Source organism: Bacteroidota bacterium (assembly GCA_025059945.1).
In the GTDB taxonomy this organism is placed as follows: Bacteria; Bacteroidota; Rhodothermia; order JANXDC01; family JANXDC01; genus JANXDC01.
This window is the reverse complement of sequence record JANXDC010000005.1, coordinates 83,334-105,588: the sequence shown is the minus strand read 5'-3', so window position 1 is coordinate 105,588 and position 22,255 is coordinate 83,334. Positions and strand designations below refer to the sequence as shown.

The window sequence follows — 22,255 nt, the reverse complement described above, 5'->3', positions numbered from 1 at the left end:
GAGGCGCTTTCCTGAAGACTCTTCAGAGGAGCTCGATGGTACCCGGGGTGGGACTCGAACCCACACGGCCTCGAGGGCCACTTGATTTTGAGTCAAGCGCGTCTGCCGATTCCGCCACCCGGGCAAAAAGGACTCTACAAAGATAACCTCGCCCATCAGGCGGGGCAACAAAAAAGCCCGGATTTCATCCGGGCCTCAACGTACCCTCGGCAGGATTCGAACCTGCGACCTTCTGCTCCGGAGGCAGACGCTCTATCCAGGCTGAGCTACGAGGGCACAAGCGCCAAATAAAATACGGCGCTTCGCTCGCAAGCGCAAGAGCCTATGGCCTCCCCTGGATGCGCACCTTTCATGAGGCCGCCTTTCGGCGTATATTGCCGCGGCGACGTTGGATAGACGATGACGCAGCTTACGGAAGCGCTTGCCGATCGGCTCGCTCAGCGTCTGCTCCGGATGTTGCCGGCCGGATCCGCCTCAGTGCGTTTAGCGGAACTAGAGGCGCTGGGCTGGCCCGTACCAGTATTGGCCTTTTTGCGCCAGGCCTTTGTGGAGGCCCTTGAAGAAGCCCGGGCGCATCTGGCAAACCCCTGGTTTGACTTCGACGACCCCGCAGTACAGGGGGCTTCGGCTGCCTTTTGGCGGGCCGTGTACCGAACCGCCCGCCTTCCTATGGATCATCGGGCTGATCTTATCCAAAAGGCTGCTCGGGCGATTATCTGGCACCTGTTGGAGCCCGTATCGGCGCTCGTGGACTTCGCCTTCCCCCATGGCTCCGGGGCGCAGGAGTTGGACCGGGTCCTGTTTCGCATGCGCTACTTTGCGGCTTATCCGTATCTGCTGGAGCTCTTTGAGGTTTATGCGCGCCAACGCGGCTGGACGCACCCGGAGCGCGATGAGGTAGCGCGAGCTCTGCGACGGCTGGATCGGCTTTTCTGCGAGGACCTAGATCCCAAAGGATGGCGAGAGCTCTTAAGCCCGTGGTTTGCCTGTTTTCCAGAGGGCGTTCCCGGCGAGGCCCTGTCTTCGTATTTCGCCCGCAAAGAGCGCCCTCAAGAGGCGGCTCGGTTTTCCAGCTGGGCTCGCATTCGTAGCCCCGAGGAGCTAGAGGCCGCGCTCCGGGTTTCGCATACGCCGGAGGAAACCTCGGCATCACTCCCCCGCGTGTGGGCACCTGATCTCAGCGCGACCTTCGCAAGCGAAAGATCTGCAGGCCCCCCGGATTCGGAGCCCCTAGCGTCCTCCGAGTCCACTCAAGCGGAGGCTGAGGACCTAGCCCCCCGGGAGCACTTTTACGAACGGCTACGGCTCTGGGAGGCGGAAGCCCTCTCTGCTGCGCAGGAGTCCCTGGGAGGTACGGCCAATGAAGCGTCCTCAGAGGGCGAGCCGGGGACGTCACCGGCGAGTCCGGAAAGACCATTGGTGGAGCCGCCCGAGGAGGATACTTCCGCTGCTCCCCGGCGGTCCGACGTACACGAGGAGCCGGCCGGGCCCACGCCCCTGTGGAAGGTTTTTCTAAGCCGCCGATCTGAGCCGTCTCGTCGGATTCAGGGCCGCTCGGATCCGCTCTGGAGGCGTTTCCGCACAGATCCCGGAGATCGGGAACCGGAGCTCGTGCTCAGCCCTGAACAGCGATCCCGCTTTGTGCGGGAGATCTTTCGGGGCCAAGAAGGGGCTCTGGAGGCGCTCTTGCACAGCGTGCGTCAGTTTGCGGACTGGAAAGCGTGCAGCCGATTTCTTGATGAGCAACTCTTTGAGCTCTACGACGTGGACCCCTACGCGCCGGCTACAGTGGAGCTAATCGACCTGCTACAAGACTGGTTTGTGCGGCGGGGCCGCGCCTAGGGGACACCGGATCGCCTATGAGGGCTTTTTGCATTGGAATTGGGTTGATCGCGCTTCTGGGATGCGGACACGAGCAAGGGGCCGCCGAGTTCGTGGTGCGTGTAGGGCAGGAGCGTTTTGTGGTCCGCATCATGAGCCCGGATCAGATCGAAACAGCCCGGCAGATTCTGGCTGGACGCTTAAGCCAGCGGATCATCAGCGGGGAGCTTAGGGCCGGAGACGGCGGCTTCAACCGAGATCCCCAGACGGGACGGCGTTGGTCCTGGCACCTAGATCCCCAGACCGTGGTCTTTGCCGAGGTTGCCATAGAGCTCTGTGATGGGCTGCCCTCGCACGTGGAGGCCAATCTCCCCTACTGGCTGGGCACGGTTCGGCGCTTCTGTCCCTGGAGTGCGTTCGTGGAGCGTGAATTATAGCGACACCTTTTGGGGCGGTAACCGGCTTTCGCACCTGCTATGCAAGCCATACGCGTGCGCGCTTTTGGCGATCCGGAGGTGATGCGCCTAGAGGAGGTGCCCACGCCGGAGCCCGCTCCGGGTCAGGTGCGGGTGCGCATTTACGCAGCCGGGGTCAATCCCGTAGACGCCTACATCCGTTCTGGCGTCTACGGTCGGCTGCCTGAGCTGCCCTACACCCCCGGGCATGATGGAGCCGGCGTGGTGGACGCGGTGGGCGAGGGCGTAAAGGGGCTGCGCACGGGCGATCGCGTCTACGTAGCGGGCTCGATCACGGGCACCTACGCGCAATACGCGCTCTGCGAGGCCGATCAGGTCTTCCCCTTGCCGGATCGGCTTTCCTTTGCCCAAGGGGCGGCGCTGGGCATTCCGTACGCCACAGCTTACAGGGCGCTGTTTCAGAAAGGACGTCTAAAGCCCGGGGAGCTTGTGCTCGTACACGGGGCCAGCGGCTCGGTCGGGCTGGCCTGTCTGGAGTGGGCCCGGCTCTGGGGCGCGCGCGTGCTGGGCACCGCGGGCACGGCGGAGGGGATGGAGCTCATCCGCTCCCGCGGAGCGGAGGCCGCCTTCAATCACCGCGCTCCCGGCTACGAGGATCAGATCCTGGCGTGGACCGAAGGGCGAGGCGTGGATTTGATCGTGGAGATGCTGGCCAACGAAAACCTGGAGCGCGACCTGGGTTTGCTCGCTCGCGGCGGCCGCTTAATCATCGTCGGAAGTCGGGGTACGATTGCGATCACCCCTCGGCAGCTGATGAACCGCGAGGCCGTCCTAATGGGCTTTATGCTGTTCTACACCCCCCCTGAGGAGCGCCGGCAGATCCACGCGGCGATTCAGGCGGGGCTTCAAGCGGGGGTTTTAAACCCGCTGGTGCGCGCGCAGTGGCCGCTTGCGGAGGCCCCGCGCGCGCATCGGGTCGTTCTGGAGCCGGGCGCACGGGGCAAAATCGTCTTGGTGCCGGAATGAAGCAAGATTGTTGGCGCAAGCTCGTCTGGGACGGCCTAGCCGTTCACTATCATGAAATCGCCCTAAAGGGCCAAAACCGGCGCTTTTTTCGCCGTCGTCTGCTGGAGCGCCTGCAAGCCGTTTTGGCCGATCAGGATCTGACGGTCCAAGATCGTCTTGATCATCTTTTCATCCCCCTCCGCCCAGATCACCTGGATGAGGCCTTGCAACGCACAAGCCGCGTCTTCGGGGTCGCCTATGCGGTTCCGGTGCGTCTTTTGCCCCGAAGCGCGGAGGCCATGGTGGAAGCGGCCCTGGCGCTGTATCACACCCTATCGGGGGCCGATCGGCCCGCGATAGCGGTGCGGGTGCACCGTTCAGACAAGGGCTTCCCGTTGAGCTCTCGGGAGCTAGAGCGCCTGATTGGACGGCGGCTGGTCGAGGTCGCGGGGGCGCCGGTTCGGCTTTCCCAGCCGGATCTGGAGATCCGCTTCCGCGTGCAGCCCCACGCGGTTTACTTGCTCGGCCCCAAGTGGCGGGGTCCGGGCGGCCTTCCGGTCGGGGTTACAGGTCGGGTGCTTGTGCTTTTCTCCGGCGGAATCGATTCCTCCGTCGTCGGTTGGCTGCTTATGCGCCGTGGATGCACGGTCGATTTCGTGCATTTTCACGCTTTCCCTTCGGCCGAACCGGTGCGCACAAGCAAAATCCCCCAGATGATTGCCCAATTGGTGCGGGACCAAGGGCTGCGGGCGCGCTTGTTTGCGGTGCCCTATCACGTCTTTCAGCTCGCGCTGCTTGCTCATCCGGTCCCTCCGGATCTGGAGCTCGTCCTCTTTCGCCGTTTCATGGTGCGCGTGGCCTCCCGTCTTGCCCGCGCGCACGGCTATCGCGCCCTGGCCACCGGCGATAACCTGGGGCAGGTCGCCTCCCAGACCCTCGAAAGCCTGATCGCCCTGGAGGAGGCGGCGGAGTTACCGGTTTTCCGGCCCCTGCTCACCTACAACAAGCCGGATATCATCGCCTTAGCTCAGCAAATCGGCACCTACCGGTGGGCCGTGCAGCCTTACAAGGACTGCTGCTCGCTAATCGCGCGCCGTCCGGATACGCGCCCCCGCCTGGAGCGGGTTCACGAAGCCGAGGCCCGGCTTCCGCTGGAGGAGATGATCGGCCGCACGCTGCGAAGTGTTGTCTTTTGGCGCTTGCCCGAGGACGGAACGCAGTCAAGTCAGGCTTCGGCCGAAGGGGGGAAAGCTTCTGCGCGACCACAGGGCATAGGCCAGCCCCAGGCCCAGCCAGGTCAAGGCTAACGTGCCGGGCCAGTCTCCGAGATGGGCGTACAGGCTCTGGTGGCGCACCAGCGGCACGGCGGCCAGGCGCGCTTCGGGCTTCCACCAAGCCGTGCGCGCTAGCACGCGTCCCGAGGGCAGGATAAAGCCGCTGATCCCCGTGTTGGCCGCCCGCACCACGGCCCGACGGAAGGCGATGGCCCGCAGCCGCGCGTAGGCGAAGTGTTGGCGATAGCCGCCCGTGTCGCCCCACCATCCGTCGTTGGTGATGACCACAAGCAGCTGCGCCCCTTGGCGGACGAAGCGCCGGATAAAGGGGTCGAAGACAGACTCGTAGCAAATCAGCGGGGCCAGTCGTAGCCCGTTCGACAGCGTAAACGGTTCCGTTCGCCTCCCCACCCCGTAGCTGCTTACGCCGCCTAGATCGACCGTGAGGGCGGCCAAAATGGGCAGCTGATCCAAAAACGGCACGCGTTCCGCGAAGGGCACCAGCTGTATTTTGTCGTAGCGCTGTCGGGGGCGGCCCGGCTCGAAAAGGGCCGCCGAGTTGAAGGCGTCAAAGGGCCTGCCGTCGGCCGCGCGCCGCGCCGATCGGGGGGCTTGATCGGGGTCTGGATAGAACCGCACCGAGACGTACCCGGTCAGCACGGGCACGCCGTGTCGGTCCACCCAGGCCTGTACGGAATCGAGCAGGTCCGAGGGTTGGTGTTCCCAGATCGGTTCCGGGATGGCCGTCTCGGGCCACACGATCAACAGCGGCCGCTTCGGAAGCAGGCCCCAGCTGGCCTGCAGAAGCCGCTTTAGCTGTTCCTGGGGTCCGAGGGTGCTGAACTTCTCCCCCGGATCCACGTTGGGCTGTACGACCCCGAACGGATTTGTGCGCGGCGCCCGCTCCCACTGACCCATGCGCACAGCCCCATAGCTTACAGGCAGCACGAACAAAAGCCACCCCAGCAGGGCCCAGCGGAAGTCGCGTCGGCCGTGTAGCCCATGATAAGCCCAAAGATTCCAGGCTCCTATCCAGGCCGAGGCCCCGAGCACCCCGGTCAGGTCCACAAATTGCGCCAGCAGAGGCCAGTCGGCCAGGCTGTTGCCCAGCACCAGCCAGGGGAAGCGAAGCTCCCAGCGAAAGTGCAGCCACTCCAGGCCGATCCAGGAGGCGAGCAGGATCGAGCGCCCCAACCAGACCCTCTCGGAGCGGCGCCGGACCCAGTTCGCCAGGCCCACGCACAGGCTCTGCACGGCTGCATGGGCCGGAAAGACGGCCGCCGCGCTCCAAGCCCCGGCCGGGACCACGTTAAACAGCAGCCAGTACGTAACAAGCACATTCCAGAGCAGAAGCCCTGGCCATGCGCGGGCTGCCGCCCGAAAAGCCGAGGGGGCCGTCTCTGCGATCCGGAAAAAGGGTATCAGCCCGACCCAGGCCAGAGGCGCCCAAGAGATCGGCGGGAAGGCCAACCCCAGCAGCAGCCCCCCAAAAAGACCGGCCAGCATCGGATGCCGATCCACAAAGGACACGGGGCTCTCGATGCGGAGGACGGGGGCTGCGGCGGGCGTCGCCTTAGGCATCGGTCCGGTCTACCTAGGTTTTGCCGGCCACCACGAGCACAAATTCCCCTCTGGGGGGCTGCGCCTGCACAGAGCGAAGCAGGGATTCCAGGGTGCCACGCCGAACCTCTTCGAAGCGTTTGCTGAGCTCCCGTATGAGCGCTGCGGGTCGATCCGGTCCCAGCACCTGCGCCAGGTCCTGCAGGGTGCGCGCCAGGCGATGGGGGGCTTCGTATAGGGCGATGGTGCGCCCTTCCTGGCGCAACGCCTCCAGGCGCCTGCGTCTGCCCTTTCGGGCGGGCAAAAAGCCCTCAAAGACGAATCGCTCACAGGGCAATCCGCTTAACAAGAGAGCGGGCACAAAGGCCGTGGGCCCCGGAAGAACCTCCACAGGCACGTTCGCCTCCAGGCAGGCTCGAATGAGCAAAAACCCCGGGTCCGAGATCCCCGGCATGCCCGCGTCCACCAACAGGGCCATGCGCGCCCCCGCCTCCAGCCGGCGGATGAGCTCCGGCATTTTTCGGTGCTCGTTGTGCGCGTGGTAGCTTTCACAGCGTATCGCGATGCCGTAATGCTCCAATAGCACGCGGCTGGTGCGCGTGTCCTCGCAGAGCGCAAGCTCCACCTCCTGGCGCAACACGCGCACGGCGCGAAAAGTCCAATCCTCCAGGTTTCCGATCGGGGTCGGAACGACGAAAAGCCGGCCGTTGGCCATCGGAGGGTGAGGTGGTTATCTTACATCGTTTGCGAAAGTAGCGCGTCGGCTCCGGCGGTGCAAGGCTATGGGTTGGCAGGAACTTATCGGGCAATCTCGGGCGCTTGAGACGCTGCGCAGGGCCTTACGCAGCGGTCGCTTGGGGCACGCTTATCTGTTTTATGGCCCCAGCGGCGCGGGAACGGAGCCGGCCGCTTTGCTTATGGCCCGCGCCCTACAATGCCGGCGCGGGGAGCCGGACCCCTGCGATGAGTGCACGGCCTGTCGCAAGGTGCGCGCTCTGGTACATCCGGACGTTCACGTGCTCTTCCCGGCCCCGACGGACGCCTCTGAAGAGGAGATCGCAGAGCGTCGGGCCCGGCTGGCTGAGGATCCGTATGCGGAGTTGGATTTCAGCCAGCGTCAGGCCGAAGGGGATCGGGCGCGCAACCGGCAGGTCCTCTACAGCGTGGCCGTGATCGAAGCCCTACGTCGCCGCCTATATCTGCGCCCTCATGAAGGGCGCTATCAGGTGGTGCTCCTCCTGGCGGCCGAGGCCCTGCGCCAGGAGGCGGCCAACGCCTTGCTCAAGATCCTGGAGGAACCCCCGGAGGCGACTCTGTTTGTGCTCACCACAAGCCGTCCGGATCGGCTGTTGCCCACGATCGTATCGCGCTGCCAGAAGGTTCGCTTTGATCCCCTTGCGGAGGAGGATGTGGTAGCGGCCCTTCGGGCGCGGGGGCTTGAGCCTGAGGAGGCCATCTCACTGGCCCGCATCGCGGCGGGCAACCTTTCGCGGGCCCTCGCGCTGCGCCAAGCCGCCTGGCGTGTGGAGCGCGAGGCCGTCTTGGCGTGGCTGCGGACCGCGGCCTCGGGCCGCTGGATGGAGCTCGCTCGTCATGCGGAAGAAGCCCAGCGTCTGAATCGCGAGCAGCTCAAGGATCGCCTGCAGGTTCTGCTTTTTTGGCTGCGCGACCTGTGGCGATATGGGCACAACCCGGACCCTCAAGGGCTTTACTATCCGGATCAGGTCGAGGTGTTCGCGCGTTTTCACGCCAAGCTTCCGGAGGCGGACCTAGAGGCGATGATCCAGGCCACCGAAGACGCTTTGCGGGCTATTGAACGCAACGGCAACGCGCTCCTGGTCAGTATGGCGCTCAGCTTGCGGTTAAGGCGGGCTATGCGCGGCCAAGCTCTGCAGGCCCAGCCGATAGCTGGGGGACTGGAAGCATAAATCAGGGAACCGCTCATGATGGCAATGGCCACAACGGCAGCGCGCCCCGCCTTTGGTTGCAGCGGGTGCGCCAGTGGCTGCGGTAAAGGATGTCAGGGTGGGGCTTGCGGTACAGGCGCCTGCCCCGCGCTGCGGGTGTTCGACTGGCTGGCCGATTTTGGTATCGAGCAGGCTGCGCAGACCTTCGACGTGGTGGAGGTCTCGTTCAAGGGGAATCGGAAGGCTTTTTACCGTAACGAGCAAGGATTCGCCCTGCGAGCGGGAGATCCCGTCATCGTGCAGGCCGATCGCGGCGTGGACCTGGGTCGGGTTAACCTGACGGGAGAGCTAGTGCGGCTGCGGCTGAAGGCAAAGGGGATCGACCCACAGACGGAGTTTCCCCTCATTCTGCGTCGCGCCACGGCCGAGGACCTAGCCCGACATGAGGGGAATCGAACCCGCGAGACGGAGGCCTTCGCGATCTGCCGTCGATACATCGAGCGGCTCAATCTGGGCATGAAGCTCGTGGACGCCGAATGGCAATTCGACGGCAAAAAACTTACCTTTTACTTCACTGCCGAACGCCGCGTGGATTTTCGGCAGCTCGTGCGCGAGCTCGCCGCCGAATTTCGTACGCGCATCGAACTGCGTCAAATCGGCGTTCGAGACGAGGCCGCCCGCTTGGGCGGTATCGGCAGCTGCGGCCGAGAACTCTGTTGCTCAACGTGGCTGCAAGAGTTCAAGCATGTCTCCACCCAGGCGGCGCGCGTGCAGAACCTGCCCCTCAACCCCGCCAAGCTCAGCGGCCAATGCGGCCGCCTCAAATGCTGCTTGAATTACGAGTTGGAGCAGTACCTGGAAGCGCTCGCTCAGTATCCCTCTTTGGGTACGCGTCTGCTTACGCAACGCGGCGAGGGTGTGATCGAGAAGATCGACATCTTCCAGGAACGGCTCTGGGTGCACTACCCTGAATCCGACACCTGGGAAAGCCTGCTGTTAGCGGAGGTGCGGCGGATCCTGGAGCTTAACCAGCAGGGGGTAATCCCGGCCGTGCAAGCGCCGGTTCAAGAGACGGCTCCGGACGACTTGAGCTTGGATGGAGAGCCCTGGCTGGAGGAGGAGGCCCCCGCTGATGACGCCGAAGCTCCGCCTCCGGAACAGTCCCAAGCCCCATCCAGACGGCGTAGGAGGCGGCGTAAACGCGGCGGATCTTCCTCCTCGGCGGCCTCCTCAGAACCCCAGCTCAATCAGTCGATGTCTTCAAGCCGCAGGCGCAGAAAGCGGCGACGCCGATGAGCATCCCTTTTTGGAAGATGTGCGGTGCGGGCAACGATTTCGTTGTCGTAGACAACCGCGCCCTGGGCCTTGAGCTCGAACTGCAGCCTCGGTGGGCCGTCCGGCTCTGCGAGCGCCGTTTCGGAATCGGGGCCGATGGGTTGCTGCTGCTCGAGTCGGATCCGGAATACGCCTTTCGCATGCGCTACTACAACGCAGACGGCTCTCGGGCCCGGATGTGCGGCAATGGGGCTCGGTGTCTGGCCTACTTCGCCTGGGCGCACGGCATCCCGGACGATCCTGTGGTCTTTAGAACCGACTCCGGCCCATACCGGGCCTCCCGAAGCGGGCCTGAGCGGGTGCGGCTCTACTGGCCCGAGCTGGGTCCGTGGCGGCCGGGGTTGACCGTAGACGGCTGGCCGGCCTGTTGGATCGACACTGGCACAGAACACCTCGTCGTTGGACCGCTGGCCGATGTGGACGGGCTTGAGGTGAACCAACTCGGCCCTCGCCTCCGGGCGCACCCCGATCTGGGTCCGGAGGGGGCCAACGTGAACTTTGTGGCGCCCATTGGCCCCGACGCGCTGCGCGTGCGAACCTACGAGCGCGGGGTGGAGGCTGAGACTTTGGCCTGCGGCACAGGGGCTCTGGCCGCGGCCCTGGTGGCCTATCGCCTAGGTTGGATCGGTTCGCTTCCCGTGCAGGTGCACATGCCTGGCGGGGTGCTCACCGTAGGCGGAGAGCCCACCCCGGAGGGGCGCTGGATCAACCTGTATCTAGAGGGGCCCGTGCAGGTCACCTTCGCGGGCACGTTCCTGGGGGAGGGGCCGTGATCAGAAGCGCATGTCGGATGCTTGCGCTCGCCCTGCTGGGGGGCTGCGCGGGGGCCGGGTCGTTAGAGCGCTTTCCTTCGGAGGCTACGTCGGATCGGACCGATTCGCTCACTCTGGCTACGGTACAGCTGTTTCCCACTGGCGCCGAAGAGGCTCTGCCTGTGCTCGTGCTGGACCAGAAGCAAACCCTGACGCTCGCCTTCGACTGGCTGGGCGCCGAACCCCCTCCGGCTCTGGAGGTGGTTTTTTATCATCTGGATCGCACAGGCAGGCCCGATCTGCTGCCCACGCAATACATGGCGCGTTTTGACCGGGACGTGGTGCGCGACTACCGGGCCTCAATCCGCACGCGGATCCCGTACTATCATGTGCGCTACACCTTTCCGAACGAACAGATCGCCTTTCGGCTCAGCGGTCAGTATCTGGTGCGCGTGTTGCATCCTAAGACGGATGCCGTGCTGCTGGAGCGGCGTTTTTACGTATCTGAGCAAAACCTGGAGGCGCGTCTCCACCTGGACTGGCTCGCCTCCGTGCGCGGCCGGCTCCCGTTGCCTGTGCTGCGGGTGCGCCCGCCGGAGTTCGTGCTCAACCCCGTTGGGGACCTACACGCCTGTTTCGCCGTAAACGGCCGTCTGGAGGCCCCGGATTGCCCCCCGCCCGTGCTGCTGGAATCCCCTTGGGTGGAGTATCGGTCGGGCGCGTTTCGCACCCCAGCCTGGATACAGGAGCCCTTTGTGCTGGATCTGACGCGTCTGGAGGGCGCGCGCTTCCCTCGAATCCGAAGCGTGGAATTCGGCGGCTCCGGTGTGCGGGTGCAGTTGGATACAGATCGGCTGACCTCCCCCACCGGGGGAGAGGCGGAACTCCTAGTGGGGTCTAATCCGATCATTCGGCGGTACGCTCCTCGGGCCGATGTGGACCTGACGGCCGAATACGTGGATGTGGACTTCGAACTGGAGCTCCCCGAAAGACGCCGTCTGGAGGGGCCCGTGTTCCTAGTGGGCAGTTTCAACGACTTCCGCCCCGGTGCGCAATTTCAGATGCGCTATGATCCGGCATCCGGACGCTATCGGGCTACGATCCGGCTCAAGCAGGGGGTGTACGCGTACCAATACGTAACCCTGGACGGCCGCACCGGCCGCCTACGGCCCGTCTTTGAGCGGCTGTTTCCGAACGTTGCGCTCTTTACCGCTTTCGTATACTACCGCGACCCCCGCATTCCCACGGATCGCCTGTTGTGGGTGGGGAGCGCGTTGCGCTGATCGGCGCGTTTGCGCCGATGGTCGATCCGGGGCGTATTTTCGCATCGCTATCGATAACCGTCAGCATAAGCCTATGCGCACGGGTTGGGGCACCATACTAAGCGCGTTCCTCATAGGTGGGCCGGTTATGGCGCAAGAAGCGGCGGACGTGTTGCTCTATAACGGCCGGATTTACACCCTGGCCGAGCCGGCTCAGGTCGAGGCCATGGTTTTGCGCGGAGATCGCATCGCGGCCGTCGGTAGCGCGGCCGAACTGCGACGTCGCTTTCGGGCGCGCACCGAAGTTGATCTGGCCGGACGCGTGGTCCTGCCGGGTCTAATCGACGGGCACGCGCACCTAATGGGCCTGGGCCTGAGCATGCTGCAGGCCGATTTGGTGGGCGCCAACTCCAAAGAGGAGATCCTGGAGCGCCTGCGCCGCTTCGCCCAAAACTTCGCCTCTGGTTCCTGGATCATGGGACGCGGTTGGGATCAGAACCGCTGGCCCGAGAAGGCCTTTCCGACGGCTGAGGACCTGGATCGGGTCTTTCCGGATCGGCCCGTCTGGCTGCGCCGCATCGACGGACATGCCGCCTGGGCCAATAGCAAGGCCATGGCGCTAGCCGGGATCACGGCGCAGACCCCGGATCCGGAGGGCGGTAAAATCCTGCGCCATCCAGATGGCCGTCCCACGGGGGTCTTCATAGACCGCGCCATGACGCTAGTGGAGCGCGTCATCCCTCCGCCCTCGGAGGAGGAGCTAGAGCGAGCCCTGGAGCTGGCCATCCGAGAGTGCCTCCGATATGGCATCACAGGTGTACACGATGCCGGCGTCGACGGCCGCACGATTGAGCGTTACCGTCGCTTTATCGATCAAGGCCGCTTCCCGCTGCGCGTATACGCGATGATCGGCGGAGTGGGGGAGACCCTGTCGCGTTTTTGCTCCCAAGGTCCCCTTATCGGATACGGCGGCAACCGGCTCACCGTGCGCGCCGTCAAGCTGTACGCCGACGGCGCTTTAGGCTCGCGCGGGGCGGCCTTGTTGGCCGACTACGCCGACGATCCGGGCAACCGGGGCCTGCTAATTGTTTCCGCGGATTCGCTCGCCCAGCAGGTGGAGCGCGTCATGCGCTGTGGTTTTCAGGTGGCTATCCACGCCATCGGCGATCGGGGCAACCGCGTTGCCTTGGAGGCGATCGCATACGCCCTTTCGCGCACCGGCCGACGGGATTTGCGCCCCCGCATCGAGCATGCCCAGGTCGTGGCTCTAGAGGATATAGCCCGGTTTCGCGAACTGGGCGTGATCGCCTCCATGCAGCCCATACACGCCACAAGCGACATGTACTGGGCTGAGCAGCGGGTCGGGCCGGTTCGCATTCGGGGAGGGTACGCTTGGCGGCGCTTCCTAGATGCCGGAGTGCGGTTTGCCGCCGGATCGGACTTCCCCGTGGAGCCCGTCAACCCCTTTTGGGGCATCTACGCGGCTGTAACGCGCCAGGATCTGCAAGGGTGGCCTCCCGGAGGATGGTATCCGGACCAGCGGCTGACGCGTCTTGAGGCCTTGCGCGCCTTCACGCTGGGGGCCGCTTACGCGGCCTTTGAGGAGGACCTCAAGGGCAGCCTGGAGCCCGGCAAGCTGGCCGATTTTATCGTGATCGATCAAGACGTGTTCACCATACCGGAGCGGGAAATCGCTAATGTACGCGTGCTGGAAACCTGGCTAGGGGGTGAGCGCGTCTATCGGGCTGGACGCTAGCAAGATGCCCCTCATGCGGCGATCTCTGCCTACCTCTCTGTGCAGGGCCCTGCTAGTGGGGTCTCTAATGTGGAGTGGCTGTGCGGCCTCTCGATCCGCCGAGCGCCTCGATACGGCCGAGGAGGCTTACGAGCGCGCCAAGGCCCTATTCGAAAGGGGTCGTTACAGCCAGGCGGCCGAAATGGCCCAACGGGTCTTCGAGTTCGGCCGCGGCCATGCGTATGCCGAACCGGCGCAGCTGCTGCTGGCCCGGGCTTATTTTCGTGCGCGCGACTACCTGGCGGCCGCCAACGAGTACAACCGCTACATTACGCTTTATCCCCGAAGCGAACACCTGCCGGAGGCTGAGTTCGAGCGCGCCCTATGCTATTATCACCTCGCGCCGCCGCATTACCTGGATCAGGCCGACACGCAGCGGGCCCTCGACTTATTGCGCCTGTTTGTGATGCGCTATCCGGACTCCCCCCGCGCAGCCGAAGCCAGCCAATATGTCGCGGAGCTGCGCAACCGGCTGGCGCATAAGATTTACGAAGCGGCTCAGTTGTACATGCGCATGGAGGCCTGGCAGGCGGCTGCGCTCACCTTTGCCGAGGTGCTCAACCAGTATCCGGAATCCGAGTGGGCCGACAAGGCCCTATTGGGCCAGATCCAAGCCTATGCGGCCTTTGCGCACTCCAGCGTGCGGGCCCGTCAAGCTGAGCGGTACCGGATGGCCTTGGAGGCCGTAAACCGCTTTCGTCAGCTCTTCCCCCAAAGCCCCTTGCGGCCCCAGGTAGAGGCCTTGGCCGCGGAGATCCAAAGCCGGCTCCCCTCGGAACAGGCCATCCGCTGAAGCTGATGCGCATCGGCATCCTGGGTGGCTCCTTTAACCCTCCGCACTGGGGGCATCTGTTCATGGCCGAATACGTGCGCGACGCGCTCGCCCTGGAAGCTGTTTGGTTTGTGGTCGCCCCGCGCCCGCCGCATAAGCTTGAGGATCCGGAGTTGGCCCCAGCCGAAGACCGACTGCGCATGACGCAGCTTGCTGTAGCGGAGGCGCCCGGATTTCTGGCCTCGGATCTGGAGTTCGCCCGCGAAGGGCCCTCGTATACGGTTCATACCCTCGAGGAGCTGCAGACGATATATCCCGAGGCGCGTCTGCATCTGATCTTGGGAAGCGACAGCCTAAGACAGTTTGCCAGTTGGCGAGAGCCCCATCGCATCGTACAGCTGGCTCGGCTTGTCGTGGTGGAACGTCCGGGATACGAGTCCGAGCTTATCCCCGCGGAATGGAGGGCGGAGGTCACTTTTCTGGAGGCCCCTCTTATCGGGATCTCGGCTAGCGCTATCCGAGAGCGGGTGCGTAGGGGCCAATCGATTCGCTTCTGGGTTCCGGAGCCCGTGCGTGCCTACATCGAAGAGCGAGGCCTGTATCGGGTTCCTTAGGAAAGCGTTCCGGAGGCGGCCAGATGCCGGGCCCGTTCGTAGTCCGCGGGGGTGTTGATGTTGAAGAGCACCTCAGGGGAAAACGGAGAGGACTCAAGGGGGATCAGCTCCACCTCGAGCGTCTGCAGCCAGTCCAGGACCCGAAACGCCCCCAGCTTAAGCGAAACGACCAGGGGCTCCAGGGCGGTTCGGCTGTAGCGAGCGCATAAGGGCATGGGCTGAGCGTTCACGGTTGGCACCACGGCCTCCGCGGGGGGATGCACAGCAAGCCAACGCAGAAAGGCCTCGCTTACGAAAGGCAAATCGCAGGCGAGCACGAGCAGATAAGGGGTGCGCAACCGTTTGAAGGCCGCATGAATGCCCGCTAAGGGTCCGGCTCCGGGGTAGCGATCCTCTACGCGCGGCACCGCCGTAGGATAATTTCGGTTTCGAGGTGCGGACAACAGCACGCGATCCTCAAAGACCGCATGCAGCCGGTCTACGAGATGCTCCAGCAGCGTCCGGTCCCCCCAGGGCAATAAGGCTTTGTCCCGACCCCCGAAGCGCCGGCTTTGTCCTCCGGCCAGCAGCACGGCCGAGACTTCTTGCGGGCTTACGCTCATGGTCTTTCCCGGCGGGGTGCAAGCCAGGGTTCGGGATCGACGTGCCTCTGTCCATGCCAGAGGGCGAAGAAGACCCCCGTGCCGCGAGGGGATTCTTCCAGGCCCGCCCGGGCGATGATCTGGCCGGCCGCTACGAGCTCGCCCTCTTGCACGAACACGGTCGAGAGGTTTGCATACACCGTCGTATAGGCCCCATGTTGAATGAGCACCGTGTTGCCGTAGTCGGCCATAAAAAGCACACGCGTTACGCGCCCGTCGAAGACGGCCCGAACGGGGGCGGCCGGCGGGGTGGCGATGTCGATGCCGATGTTGAGCGTCTGCGTACCGTACTCGGGATGCACGCGCCTGCCGTAGCGCTCGGCGATAAAACCGTCGGCGGGCCAGGGAAGTCGCCCTCGGTTGGCCGCAAAGTCCCCGCTGAGCCGCGCTAGGTTCGCTTCCGCTTCCGGCGAGGCCGCTGCTTCGGCCGCGCTGCGGCGCTGCTCCTCCGCGATAAGCGCGGCCAGTCGACGCTCCAGTTCCCGCGCATACCGGCGCTTGGCTTCAAGCTCCCGCTGGATGCGCGCCCGGTCTTGGCGCAGGGAGCGTACGAAGGCATCTCTTTCTTGCAGCTTGGCCAACAACGCCCGCCGCTCCCGCTCGGAGTCCTGTAGCAGGGTTTGGCTAGCGCTTCGCTGGCTGGCCAGGGCTCGTTGCTTTTCCAGAAGCAGCCGCTCCAGCTCGCGCAGCGCCTCAGCCTGCCGGCGACGCTCCTGGGCAAAGCGTCGCAGATAGCGAGCCCGGATGAGGGCCTGATTGAAGCTCTCGGCCGTAAAGACGAGGGCCAGCTCATGCAGCCGGCCGTATCGATAGGCGTATTGGGCCCGCCGACGATACTGCTCCAAAAGCCCCCTGTATCGGTCTTGAATCTGCGCGATCTGCTCCTGCGTATGCGCCATTTCCGCGTCTAGCTCCCGTACGCGCCGGGCTAGAGTCGCCAGCAAGGCGTCCCGCAGTCGGATCTGCCGGTTGTAGTTCTCCAACAGCCGAAGGGCTTGACGTTCGGCCTGTTGGGCGCGGCGCAAGGCTTCTTCGTAGCGTCGAATCTCCTGGCGCAGCAGCTCCAGCTCCTGCTGTGTCTGTTGACGCGCGTTCGGATCCTGAGCCCAGGCCGGGATGCTGGCCAGCCACAGAAACCCCAACAGCAGGCCTACCATCGCAACCGGGGAAGCTGTGGCGGAGGGTTCCACTCTGGCGGGGCGCCGGATTCGGAGAGGGCGCGCAGGCGATACACGAGCTCCCATCCCTCGCGGGGTCTGCGCACCAGAATCCGACGGGGCAGCCAGGCGCCGTTCCAAGACGACCACTCCTCGTAGCGCCGTTCCTCTAGCAGGGTCGTTCCGGCATATCGCTCCAGGCGCGCTGGTAGCCCGTTGGTGGGGTCCAAGCTGATCCGAACATCCGGCCCCCGCCAGGAGGGCTGTTCGGATTCGGCGAGCTCAAGGCGTGCGCTATCGGACCAAAAGCGGGCCAGATCCCGTCCTGATAGCCACGTCCACACCAGAGCCGGGCTAAAGCGCACCGGCTCAGGCAGGGCCAATCCGAAGGGCAGCTGACGGGGGCGCGCGCCCAGCATCACGATCCGTCCGTTGAAGCGGTCCCAGATCTCCAGGGAGTCCCGGACTAGACGCACGCGGGCCACCTCCAGCCCCATCAAGGCCACGATGCGGGCAAACAATAGGCTATCGCCTCGGAAGAAGAGCTCACCCCCCGCTGGCAGGCTCTGCTGCGGGGTCTGGAGCGTAAGTTCGAAGCTCATCTGGGCCGGTGGGGGGGCGGGCTGCAAGCGTTCTGCGGCCATGCGCCATAACTCCTCGGGAGTGTATGAGGGGGAGGCCGGAGGGCGGCTTGCGCAGCCCAGGAGGATGCATAAAATCAAGGACGCCGGTAAAAGGCCGCGAGACATGCCAGGTCTCCCTTCGTCTCCACTGTTGTAAATATGGCGATGCCGATCGAGCCCGGACAAGAAGCGCCTTTACAGCGAAGCGCCTAGGCGCGTATTTTCGAGCCGGTTTTTCGGATCGGGCCATGGAACCGATGTTCTGGATCATACCGCCCCCGCCGGCTCAGGCCTCGGCGGGGCGACTTTGGGTGGAGGTGCGCTATGGGCATCCGGAAGCGGACGGGGTCTTGCCGCCCGCGGTGGAGAGCGCGCTGGTGCGGGCCCGGATTTGGGCCGAACGCGCCCAAGAGCTCGACGTTGAGACGTTGCGCTTAAGCATAAACGCGCAGCGGAAGTTGGGCTTCTACGTGAGCCCGGAACGTCCTCCCCTAGCGTTGGGCTTGTATTACGACCTTGGCTACTACGAAGCGCCGGAACGTCCGGCCTTGTATGTGCACTGTTATGCGCAGAGCTTCCTGCTCGGCCCAGGCCCCAAGCCCTCGACCATGCCGGTTCCGCATCTTAGTCTGCGGCTCTTGCCCAGCGGCTGGCCGCAGCCGGGAAGGCCCTGGCTTGTGCGCTTGGAGTTTTTCAACCGTCCCGCGGCAGGCGCTAGGCTGCAGCTCATAGGCGCTCACAAGACGGCGGAAGAACGCATAGCCGACGCCGAAGGGCTTGTCGAGATGGCGCCGCTTGAGCCCGGCTCTTATGGGCTGCTTGCTGTGGTGCGCCTGGAGCGCTCCGGCACCGTACGGGGTCGCCCGTATGAGGCCATCGAACACCGCGCCACGCTCTGGATTCTTTGCGAAGAGGGGGACTGAATGCATCTTGTGGTGCCCATGGCGGGCAAGGGCACGCGTCTGCGGCCGCACACCCACACCACGCCCAAGCCCCTGCTACCCATTGCGGGCAAATCCATGATCGAACGCATCCTGGAGACCTTCGCCGCCGTCCTTCCGGAGCGCATCGCGACCGTGGGTTTTGTATTGGGCGATTTCGGTCCGGAGGTAACTCGGGAGCTCAGGGCCATCTGCGATCGTCTGGGCTTTGAGGCGCGCTTTTACCGCCAAGAGCGGCCTGAGGGTACGGGGCACGCCGTCTACATGGCGGCCGAGCTGCTTGCGGGCCCAGTGTTGGTGGCTTTTGCCGATACGCTTTTTGAACTGGACCACGCGCCGCATTTCGAGGCGGAGGCCGTCGTCTGGACCTGCGAAGTTCAGGACCCCCGACGCTTCGGGGTCGTGCTCGAGCGCGAGGGCCGGATTACGGATTTCGTAGAAAAACCCTCCACGCCTATCTCAAACAAGGCCATAGTCGGCATTTACTACTTCCGAGAAGGGGCGCACCTGCGCAGGGCCTTGGAGCGCCTGATCGCAGAAGACCGGCGCGGATACGGAGGGGAGCTGCAGCTAACGGACGCCTTGGATGACCTACTCAAACAGGGTCTACATTTCGCCACCTCAAGCGTTTCGGCTTGGCTTGATTGCGGCACGGTCGCGGACACCTTACGGAGCACGTTTTACTTCTTGGAACGTTTGGGACGCTCCGTGGATCCGGCGGCCGCGGTAGAAAGGAGCGTCCTGATTGAGCCCGTCTATGTGGGTCCAGGCGCTGTGATCTCGCGCTCCGTGGTGGGCCCATATGTTTCCGTAGAGGCGGGCGCGCGCCTGGAGGACGCGATCGTGCGGCGCTCCATCGTAAACCGCAGAGCCGAGCTGGTGCGCGTAGCCTTGGAGGAGAGCTTCATCGGACAGCACGCCCGCCTGCGGGGGCTTTCAGGCCGCTTCAACGTGGGCGATCACAGCGCGGCTGAAGGCGCATGATAGAGTGCATTCCGGCTCACGCGCCGGAGCTGCTGGGTTTCGGAACGCTCCGGTCGCGCTTGGAAAGCCTAGCGCTCTCCGAGCCCGGTCGAGAGCGGATCCGCCAGCTCGGCTTCTGGACCGATCTGGATCGGATCCGGCTCTGGATGAGCCGCACAGAGGCGCTAAAAGCCCTCCTAGCCTGCGACGATCCCCCTCCTATGGAGCCATGGCCGGATGTGCGCACAAGCCTCAAAGCGGCGGCCGTTGTGGACGCCGCCTTGTCCGGAGCTGAACTGGTTGCGCTCGCCCGTTGGCTTCGACAGGTTCGGCGATTGCGTAGCTACCTGGCGCTTCGTCGCGAGCAGTGCGCCCCACTTTGGGAGGCCTTTGGCTCCCTAATTCCGCTTCCGGAGCTAGAGGAGGCCATCCTGAAGGCCCTTACGGAAGATGGACAGGTGCGCCCGACGGCCTCCCCAGAGCTTATCCGGTTTCATCAGGAGCAGGCCCGCGTGGACGCTCAGCTGCGTCGGCGTCTGGAGCAGATCCTGCAGCAATGGGCCGCAAAGGGTTTTTTAGCCGAAGATCAGCCTACGTTTCGGGCCGGTCGTCTTGTTTTGCCCGTTCGCGTCGAGCATAAGCGCCATGTGGCGGGGTTTGTGCACGACGTCTCGGCTACGGGCCAGACGGTGTACGTCGAACCTGCGGCTGTCTTGGAGCTCAACAACGAGCTGCGCGCCCTGGAGGCGGAAATCGAGCGGGAACGCGAGCGCGTACTGCGCGCTCTGACCGAATCGGTCCGCGCTCAGCTGGCCAGCTTAGAACGGAACCTAGAGCTCATGGCCTCTTTCGATGAGCTTTGGGCGCGCGCCCAGCTGGCCCGGGAGCTTCGAGCCGAGATGCCGGAGCTCACAGCCGACGGATCCGTCGCGCTTTACGAGGCCCGACATCCCGTGTTGTGGCTGAGCCGGGAGGACAAAAGCTCCGTAGTCCCCGTGACGCTAGAGGTGGGCCGGCGAGCTCGGGTGCTTGTGATCTCCGGCCCCAACGCCGGGGGCAAGTCCGTGACCATGAAGACCGTGGGTCTGTTGGTCCTCATGGCCCAGGCGGGCCTGCTTATACCCGCTCATCCCCGAAGCCGCATCGGCATCTTCGAGCGCGTAGGCGTGGACATCGGCGATGCGCAGTCGGTGGAAAGCGATCTGTCCACCTTTAGCGCCCACCTGGCTCGTCAGCGGGACATCCTGGCGCGCGCCGACGAGCGGACGCTGGTGCTCATCGACGAGCTCGGCACGGCCACAGACCCTGAAGAAGGGGCGCTATTGGGGCAAGCCGTCTTGGAGGAGCTGCTCCAGAAAAACGCCCGCGTGATCGTGACCACCCATCATGGAGCCCTCAAGTCCTGGGCTCTGGTCACAGAGGGGGCGGAAAACGGCTCCATGGCTTTTGATGAAAAGCAGCTTAAGCCCACCTACAGGTTTCAAGCCGGGCTTCCGGGCCGTTCTTATGCTTTCGAGATCGCCCGACGCATCGGGTTGCCGGATGCGATCCTGGACAGGGCTCAGGCGCGCATGCGGGCCAGCTCAGGTAAGCTAGAATCGGTTCTAGCCGCCTGGGAGGCGGAACGCCAGGCTATGGCCGAGGCGCGTCTGCGTCTGGAGCAAGAACGAGAGGCGCTAGAGCGCATGCGCTCGGAGTGGGCCGCACAAAAGGCCCGCTGGGAGGCCGAGCTTGCGGCGCTGCGCGCAAAAGCCCTGGAGGAGGCCGAACGCGTGCTTGCGGAGGCGCGCGCGACCGTGGAGCGCACGATTCGGGAGATCCGGGAGGCGCAGGCTGAGCGGGAGCGTACCCGAAACGCCCGGGCCGCGCTGGAGCGGCTGCATGAGTCCATACGACGTGAACGCCACCAGCTTGCCACATCGGCCAAGGCCGCCGAGCCCATAGCCGTGGGCGATTGGGTCGAATTACTGGATCGGGCCGGTCTTCGGGGGCAGGTTCTGGAGGTGTCGGGTGATCAAGTGCTGCTCCGCGTGGGAGAGTTCAGGTTGCGTACGCACCTAGATCAAGTGCGGCGCGCCGTAATGGCCCCCAAGCCGGAACCGGTGCAAGTGCGCTCTCTCGCACGCCCCATGCTGGCGCTGCACGCTCGGCATGAGCTGGACATCCGCGGCATGCGCTCCGCGGAGGCCGCCTTAGCGGTGGAGCGCTTTCTGGATGAAGCCTTGGCGGCGGGTCTGCAGCAAGTGCGCGTCATCCACGGCAAGGGCCACGGGGTGCTGCGGCAGGTCGTGCAGGAGGTGGCCCGGTCGCATCCGGCTGTCTCCGGCTGGGCTGAGGCTCGTCCGGAGGAGGGCGGAGCCGGAGTCAGTATTCTGATGTTGCGCTAGGAGGCGTTGTGAAGTACAAAGTCTTCGTGACATACCCTATTCCAGAGGCCGGGCTTCGGCTGCTGCGGGAGCAGGCCGAGGTGCTGCTCAACACGGAAGATCGGTTTCTTACCGAAGAGGAGATCATCGCGGCCGCCCAAGAAGCCGACGCGCTCCTGAGTTTGCTCCAGGATCCCATCACGGCCCGGGTGATCGAATCCCTGCCTCGGTTGAAGATCATCGCCAACTACGCCGTGGGCTACAACAACATCGACATAGCCGCCGCCACGCGCCGGAGGGTGCTGGTCACGAACACCCCCGATGTGCTGACCGACGCCACGGCCGATTTGACGATGGCCCTTATCCTGGCCGTGGCCCGGCACGTGGTGCAGGCCGATCGTTTTGTGCGTCAGGGCCGCTTTACGGGGTGGAAGCCCAATTTGTGGCTGGGGCTGGAGCTGCGCGGCAAGGTGCTGGGCATCGTGGGGATGGGCCGAATCGGCTACGCCGTAGCCCGTCGGGCCGTGGCCTTTGGCATGGATGTGTTGTACCATAACCGTCGACCCGCCAACCCGACGCTCACGTATCTGGTCGGAGCCCAGTACGTTTCCCTGGAGGAGCTCCTGGAGAGGGCCGATGTGGTCTCGCTGCATTGTCCGCTTACGCCGGAGACGTATCACCTGATCGACCGGCGCGCGCTGGCGCGCCTTAAGCCCACGGCGATCCTTATCAACACCGCCCGGGGGCCCGTTGTGGACGAGACCGCTTTGGTGGAAGCCCTGCAAGCGGGGCGCATCGCGGGGGCGGGTCTGGACGTTTTCGAAGAGGAGCCCCGCGTCCATCCGGCCCTGCTGGAGTTGCCCAACGTGGTCCTTACGCCCCACATTGGCAGCGCCACGCGCGAGGCCCGGGAGCGCATGGCCGTGCTGTGCGCCGAATCCATTATCGCCGCTCTTTCTGGCCGCGGACCGGTGCCCCGGGTCGTCAACCCAGAGGCTCTCACTTAGCGGCTAAACCCGCCGGCGTTGACAAGACCACTTCCATCGTACCT

General features: G+C 64.7%; 20 protein-coding genes and 2 tRNA genes. 15 read left to right on the top strand and 7 right to left on the bottom strand.

Annotation, left to right across the window (positions count from 1 at the left end; all coding sequences use genetic code 11):
• Positions 1-36: 36 nt before the first annotated feature.
• Together NZ993_04390 and NZ993_04385 are read right to left on the bottom strand one after the other, a co-directional pair.
• Positions 37-124: transfer RNA gene (locus tag NZ993_04390), tRNA-Leu, on the bottom strand.
• A 77-nt stretch (positions 125-201) separates the two neighbouring features.
• A tRNA-Arg gene (locus tag NZ993_04385) sits at positions 202-276 on the bottom strand.
• Positions 277-399: 123 nt separating this feature from the next.
• Between NZ993_04385 and NZ993_04380 the strand changes: the two genes are divergently transcribed.
• The 4 genes from NZ993_04380 to thiI are packed head-to-tail and all read left to right on the top strand — an operon-like array spanning position 400 to position 4,549.
• Positions 400-1,842 (top strand): hypothetical protein, encoded by a 1,443-nt coding sequence (locus NZ993_04380; GenBank protein MCS7155030.1) that lies wholly within the window; start codon positions 400-402, stop codon positions 1,840-1,842.
• 17 nt (positions 1,843-1,859) lie between these two features.
• Positions 1,860-2,258, top strand: a complete 399-nt coding sequence (locus tag NZ993_04375) for a hypothetical protein (GenBank protein ID MCS7155029.1) — start codon at positions 1,860-1,862, stop codon at positions 2,256-2,258.
• Positions 2,259-2,297: 39 nt separating this feature from the next.
• Positions 2,298-3,263, top strand: a complete 966-nt coding sequence (locus NZ993_04370) for an NADPH:quinone reductase (GenBank protein ID MCS7155028.1) — start codon at positions 2,298-2,300, stop codon at positions 3,261-3,263.
• Positions 3,260-4,549 (top strand): tRNA 4-thiouridine(8) synthase ThiI, encoded by a 1,290-nt coding sequence (thiI, locus tag NZ993_04365; GenBank protein ID MCS7155027.1) that lies wholly within the window; start codon positions 3,260-3,262, stop codon positions 4,547-4,549. Before NZ993_04370 ends, thiI begins: the two co-directional genes overlap by 4 nt.
• On the opposite strand, the gene lnt is transcribed toward thiI, so the two are convergent.
• Both lnt and rsmI read right to left on the bottom strand, forming a co-directional pair.
• A complete protein-coding gene (gene lnt / locus NZ993_04360) occupies positions 4,463-6,097 on the bottom strand; it encodes an apolipoprotein N-acyltransferase (protein MCS7155026.1) in 1,635 nt (544 codons plus the stop codon). The genes thiI and lnt overlap by 87 nt on opposite strands.
• Before the next feature lie 13 nt (positions 6,098-6,110).
• Positions 6,111-6,791 (bottom strand): 16S rRNA (cytidine(1402)-2'-O)-methyltransferase, encoded by a 681-nt coding sequence (rsmI, locus tag NZ993_04355; protein ID MCS7155025.1) that lies wholly within the window; start codon positions 6,789-6,791, stop codon positions 6,111-6,113.
• A 67-nt stretch (positions 6,792-6,858) separates the two neighbouring features.
• On the opposite strand from rsmI, the gene holB reads away from it, so the two are divergent.
• From holB to nadD, 7 genes are all read left to right on the top strand, one after another.
• The gene (gene holB, locus NZ993_04350; GenBank protein MCS7155024.1) at positions 6,859-8,004 is read left to right on the top strand and encodes a DNA polymerase III subunit delta'; all 1,146 of its coding nucleotides are present in this window, start codon (positions 6,859-6,861) and stop codon (positions 8,002-8,004) included.
• Positions 8,005-8,139: 135 nt separating this feature from the next.
• On the top strand, positions 8,140-9,279 hold the full coding sequence (locus NZ993_04345) for a Signal peptidase-like protein (protein ID MCS7155023.1): 1,140 nt from the start codon (positions 8,140-8,142) through the stop codon (positions 9,277-9,279).
• Entirely contained in the window at positions 9,276-10,091 is an 816-nt protein-coding gene (dapF, locus tag NZ993_04340; protein MCS7155022.1) for a diaminopimelate epimerase, read from the top strand. Before NZ993_04345 ends, dapF begins: the two co-directional genes overlap by 4 nt.
• Before the next feature lie 17 nt (positions 10,092-10,108).
• Positions 10,109-11,353, top strand: a complete 1,245-nt coding sequence (locus tag NZ993_04335) for a DUF5103 domain-containing protein (protein ID MCS7155021.1) — start codon at positions 10,109-10,111, stop codon at positions 11,351-11,353.
• A 73-nt stretch (positions 11,354-11,426) separates the two neighbouring features.
• On the top strand, positions 11,427-13,088 hold the full coding sequence (locus NZ993_04330) for an amidohydrolase (protein ID MCS7155020.1): 1,662 nt from the start codon (positions 11,427-11,429) through the stop codon (positions 13,086-13,088).
• Between the two features lie 13 nt (positions 13,089-13,101).
• Positions 13,102-13,920 (top strand): outer membrane protein assembly factor BamD, encoded by an 819-nt coding sequence (gene bamD, locus NZ993_04325; protein ID MCS7155019.1) that lies wholly within the window; start codon positions 13,102-13,104, stop codon positions 13,918-13,920.
• A gap of 5 nt (positions 13,921-13,925) precedes the next feature.
• Positions 13,926-14,513 carry a nicotinate-nucleotide adenylyltransferase gene (gene nadD, locus NZ993_04320; GenBank protein MCS7155018.1) on the top strand — a complete coding sequence of 196 codons (588 nt, stop codon included), beginning with the start codon at positions 13,926-13,928 and terminating at the stop codon, positions 14,511-14,513.
• Here the strand turns inward: nadD and NZ993_04315 are convergent.
• Genes NZ993_04315 through NZ993_04305 form a run of 3 tightly spaced genes read right to left on the bottom strand, consistent with a single transcriptional unit; the run spans position 14,510 to position 16,955 of the window.
• Positions 14,510-15,115: a molybdenum cofactor guanylyltransferase gene (locus NZ993_04315; protein ID MCS7155017.1), complete on the bottom strand. Its 606-nt coding sequence runs from the start codon at positions 15,113-15,115 to the stop codon at positions 14,510-14,512. The two genes, nadD and NZ993_04315, sit on opposite strands and share 4 nt — an antisense overlap.
• Positions 15,112-16,311 carry a peptidoglycan DD-metalloendopeptidase family protein gene (locus tag NZ993_04310; protein MCS7155016.1) on the bottom strand — a complete coding sequence of 400 codons (1,200 nt, stop codon included), beginning with the start codon at positions 16,309-16,311 and terminating at the stop codon, positions 15,112-15,114. The genes NZ993_04315 and NZ993_04310 overlap by 4 nt, the downstream gene beginning before the upstream one ends.
• Positions 16,305-16,955 (bottom strand): hypothetical protein, encoded by a 651-nt coding sequence (locus tag NZ993_04305; GenBank protein ID MCS7155015.1) that lies wholly within the window; start codon positions 16,953-16,955, stop codon positions 16,305-16,307. The genes NZ993_04310 and NZ993_04305 overlap by 7 nt, the downstream gene beginning before the upstream one ends.
• A gap of 227 nt (positions 16,956-17,182) precedes the next feature.
• On the opposite strand from NZ993_04305, the gene NZ993_04300 reads away from it, so the two are divergent.
• From NZ993_04300 to NZ993_04285, 4 genes are read left to right on the top strand one after another with little or no spacing between them, the layout of a single operon-like run.
• A complete protein-coding gene (locus tag NZ993_04300; GenBank protein ID MCS7155014.1) occupies positions 17,183-17,857 on the top strand; it encodes a hypothetical protein in 675 nt (224 codons plus the stop codon).
• A complete protein-coding gene (locus NZ993_04295; protein MCS7155013.1) occupies positions 17,858-18,859 on the top strand; it encodes a sugar phosphate nucleotidyltransferase in 1,002 nt (333 codons plus the stop codon).
• The gene (locus NZ993_04290; protein MCS7155012.1) at positions 18,856-21,225 is read left to right on the top strand and encodes an endonuclease MutS2; all 2,370 of its coding nucleotides are present in this window, start codon (positions 18,856-18,858) and stop codon (positions 21,223-21,225) included. Before NZ993_04295 ends, NZ993_04290 begins: the two co-directional genes overlap by 4 nt.
• Positions 21,226-21,233: 8 nt before the next feature.
• Complete coding sequence (locus NZ993_04285; GenBank protein ID MCS7155011.1) at positions 21,234-22,211, top strand: D-glycerate dehydrogenase; 978 nt, start codon at positions 21,234-21,236, stop codon at positions 22,209-22,211.
• Positions 22,212-22,255 lie beyond the last annotated feature (44 nt).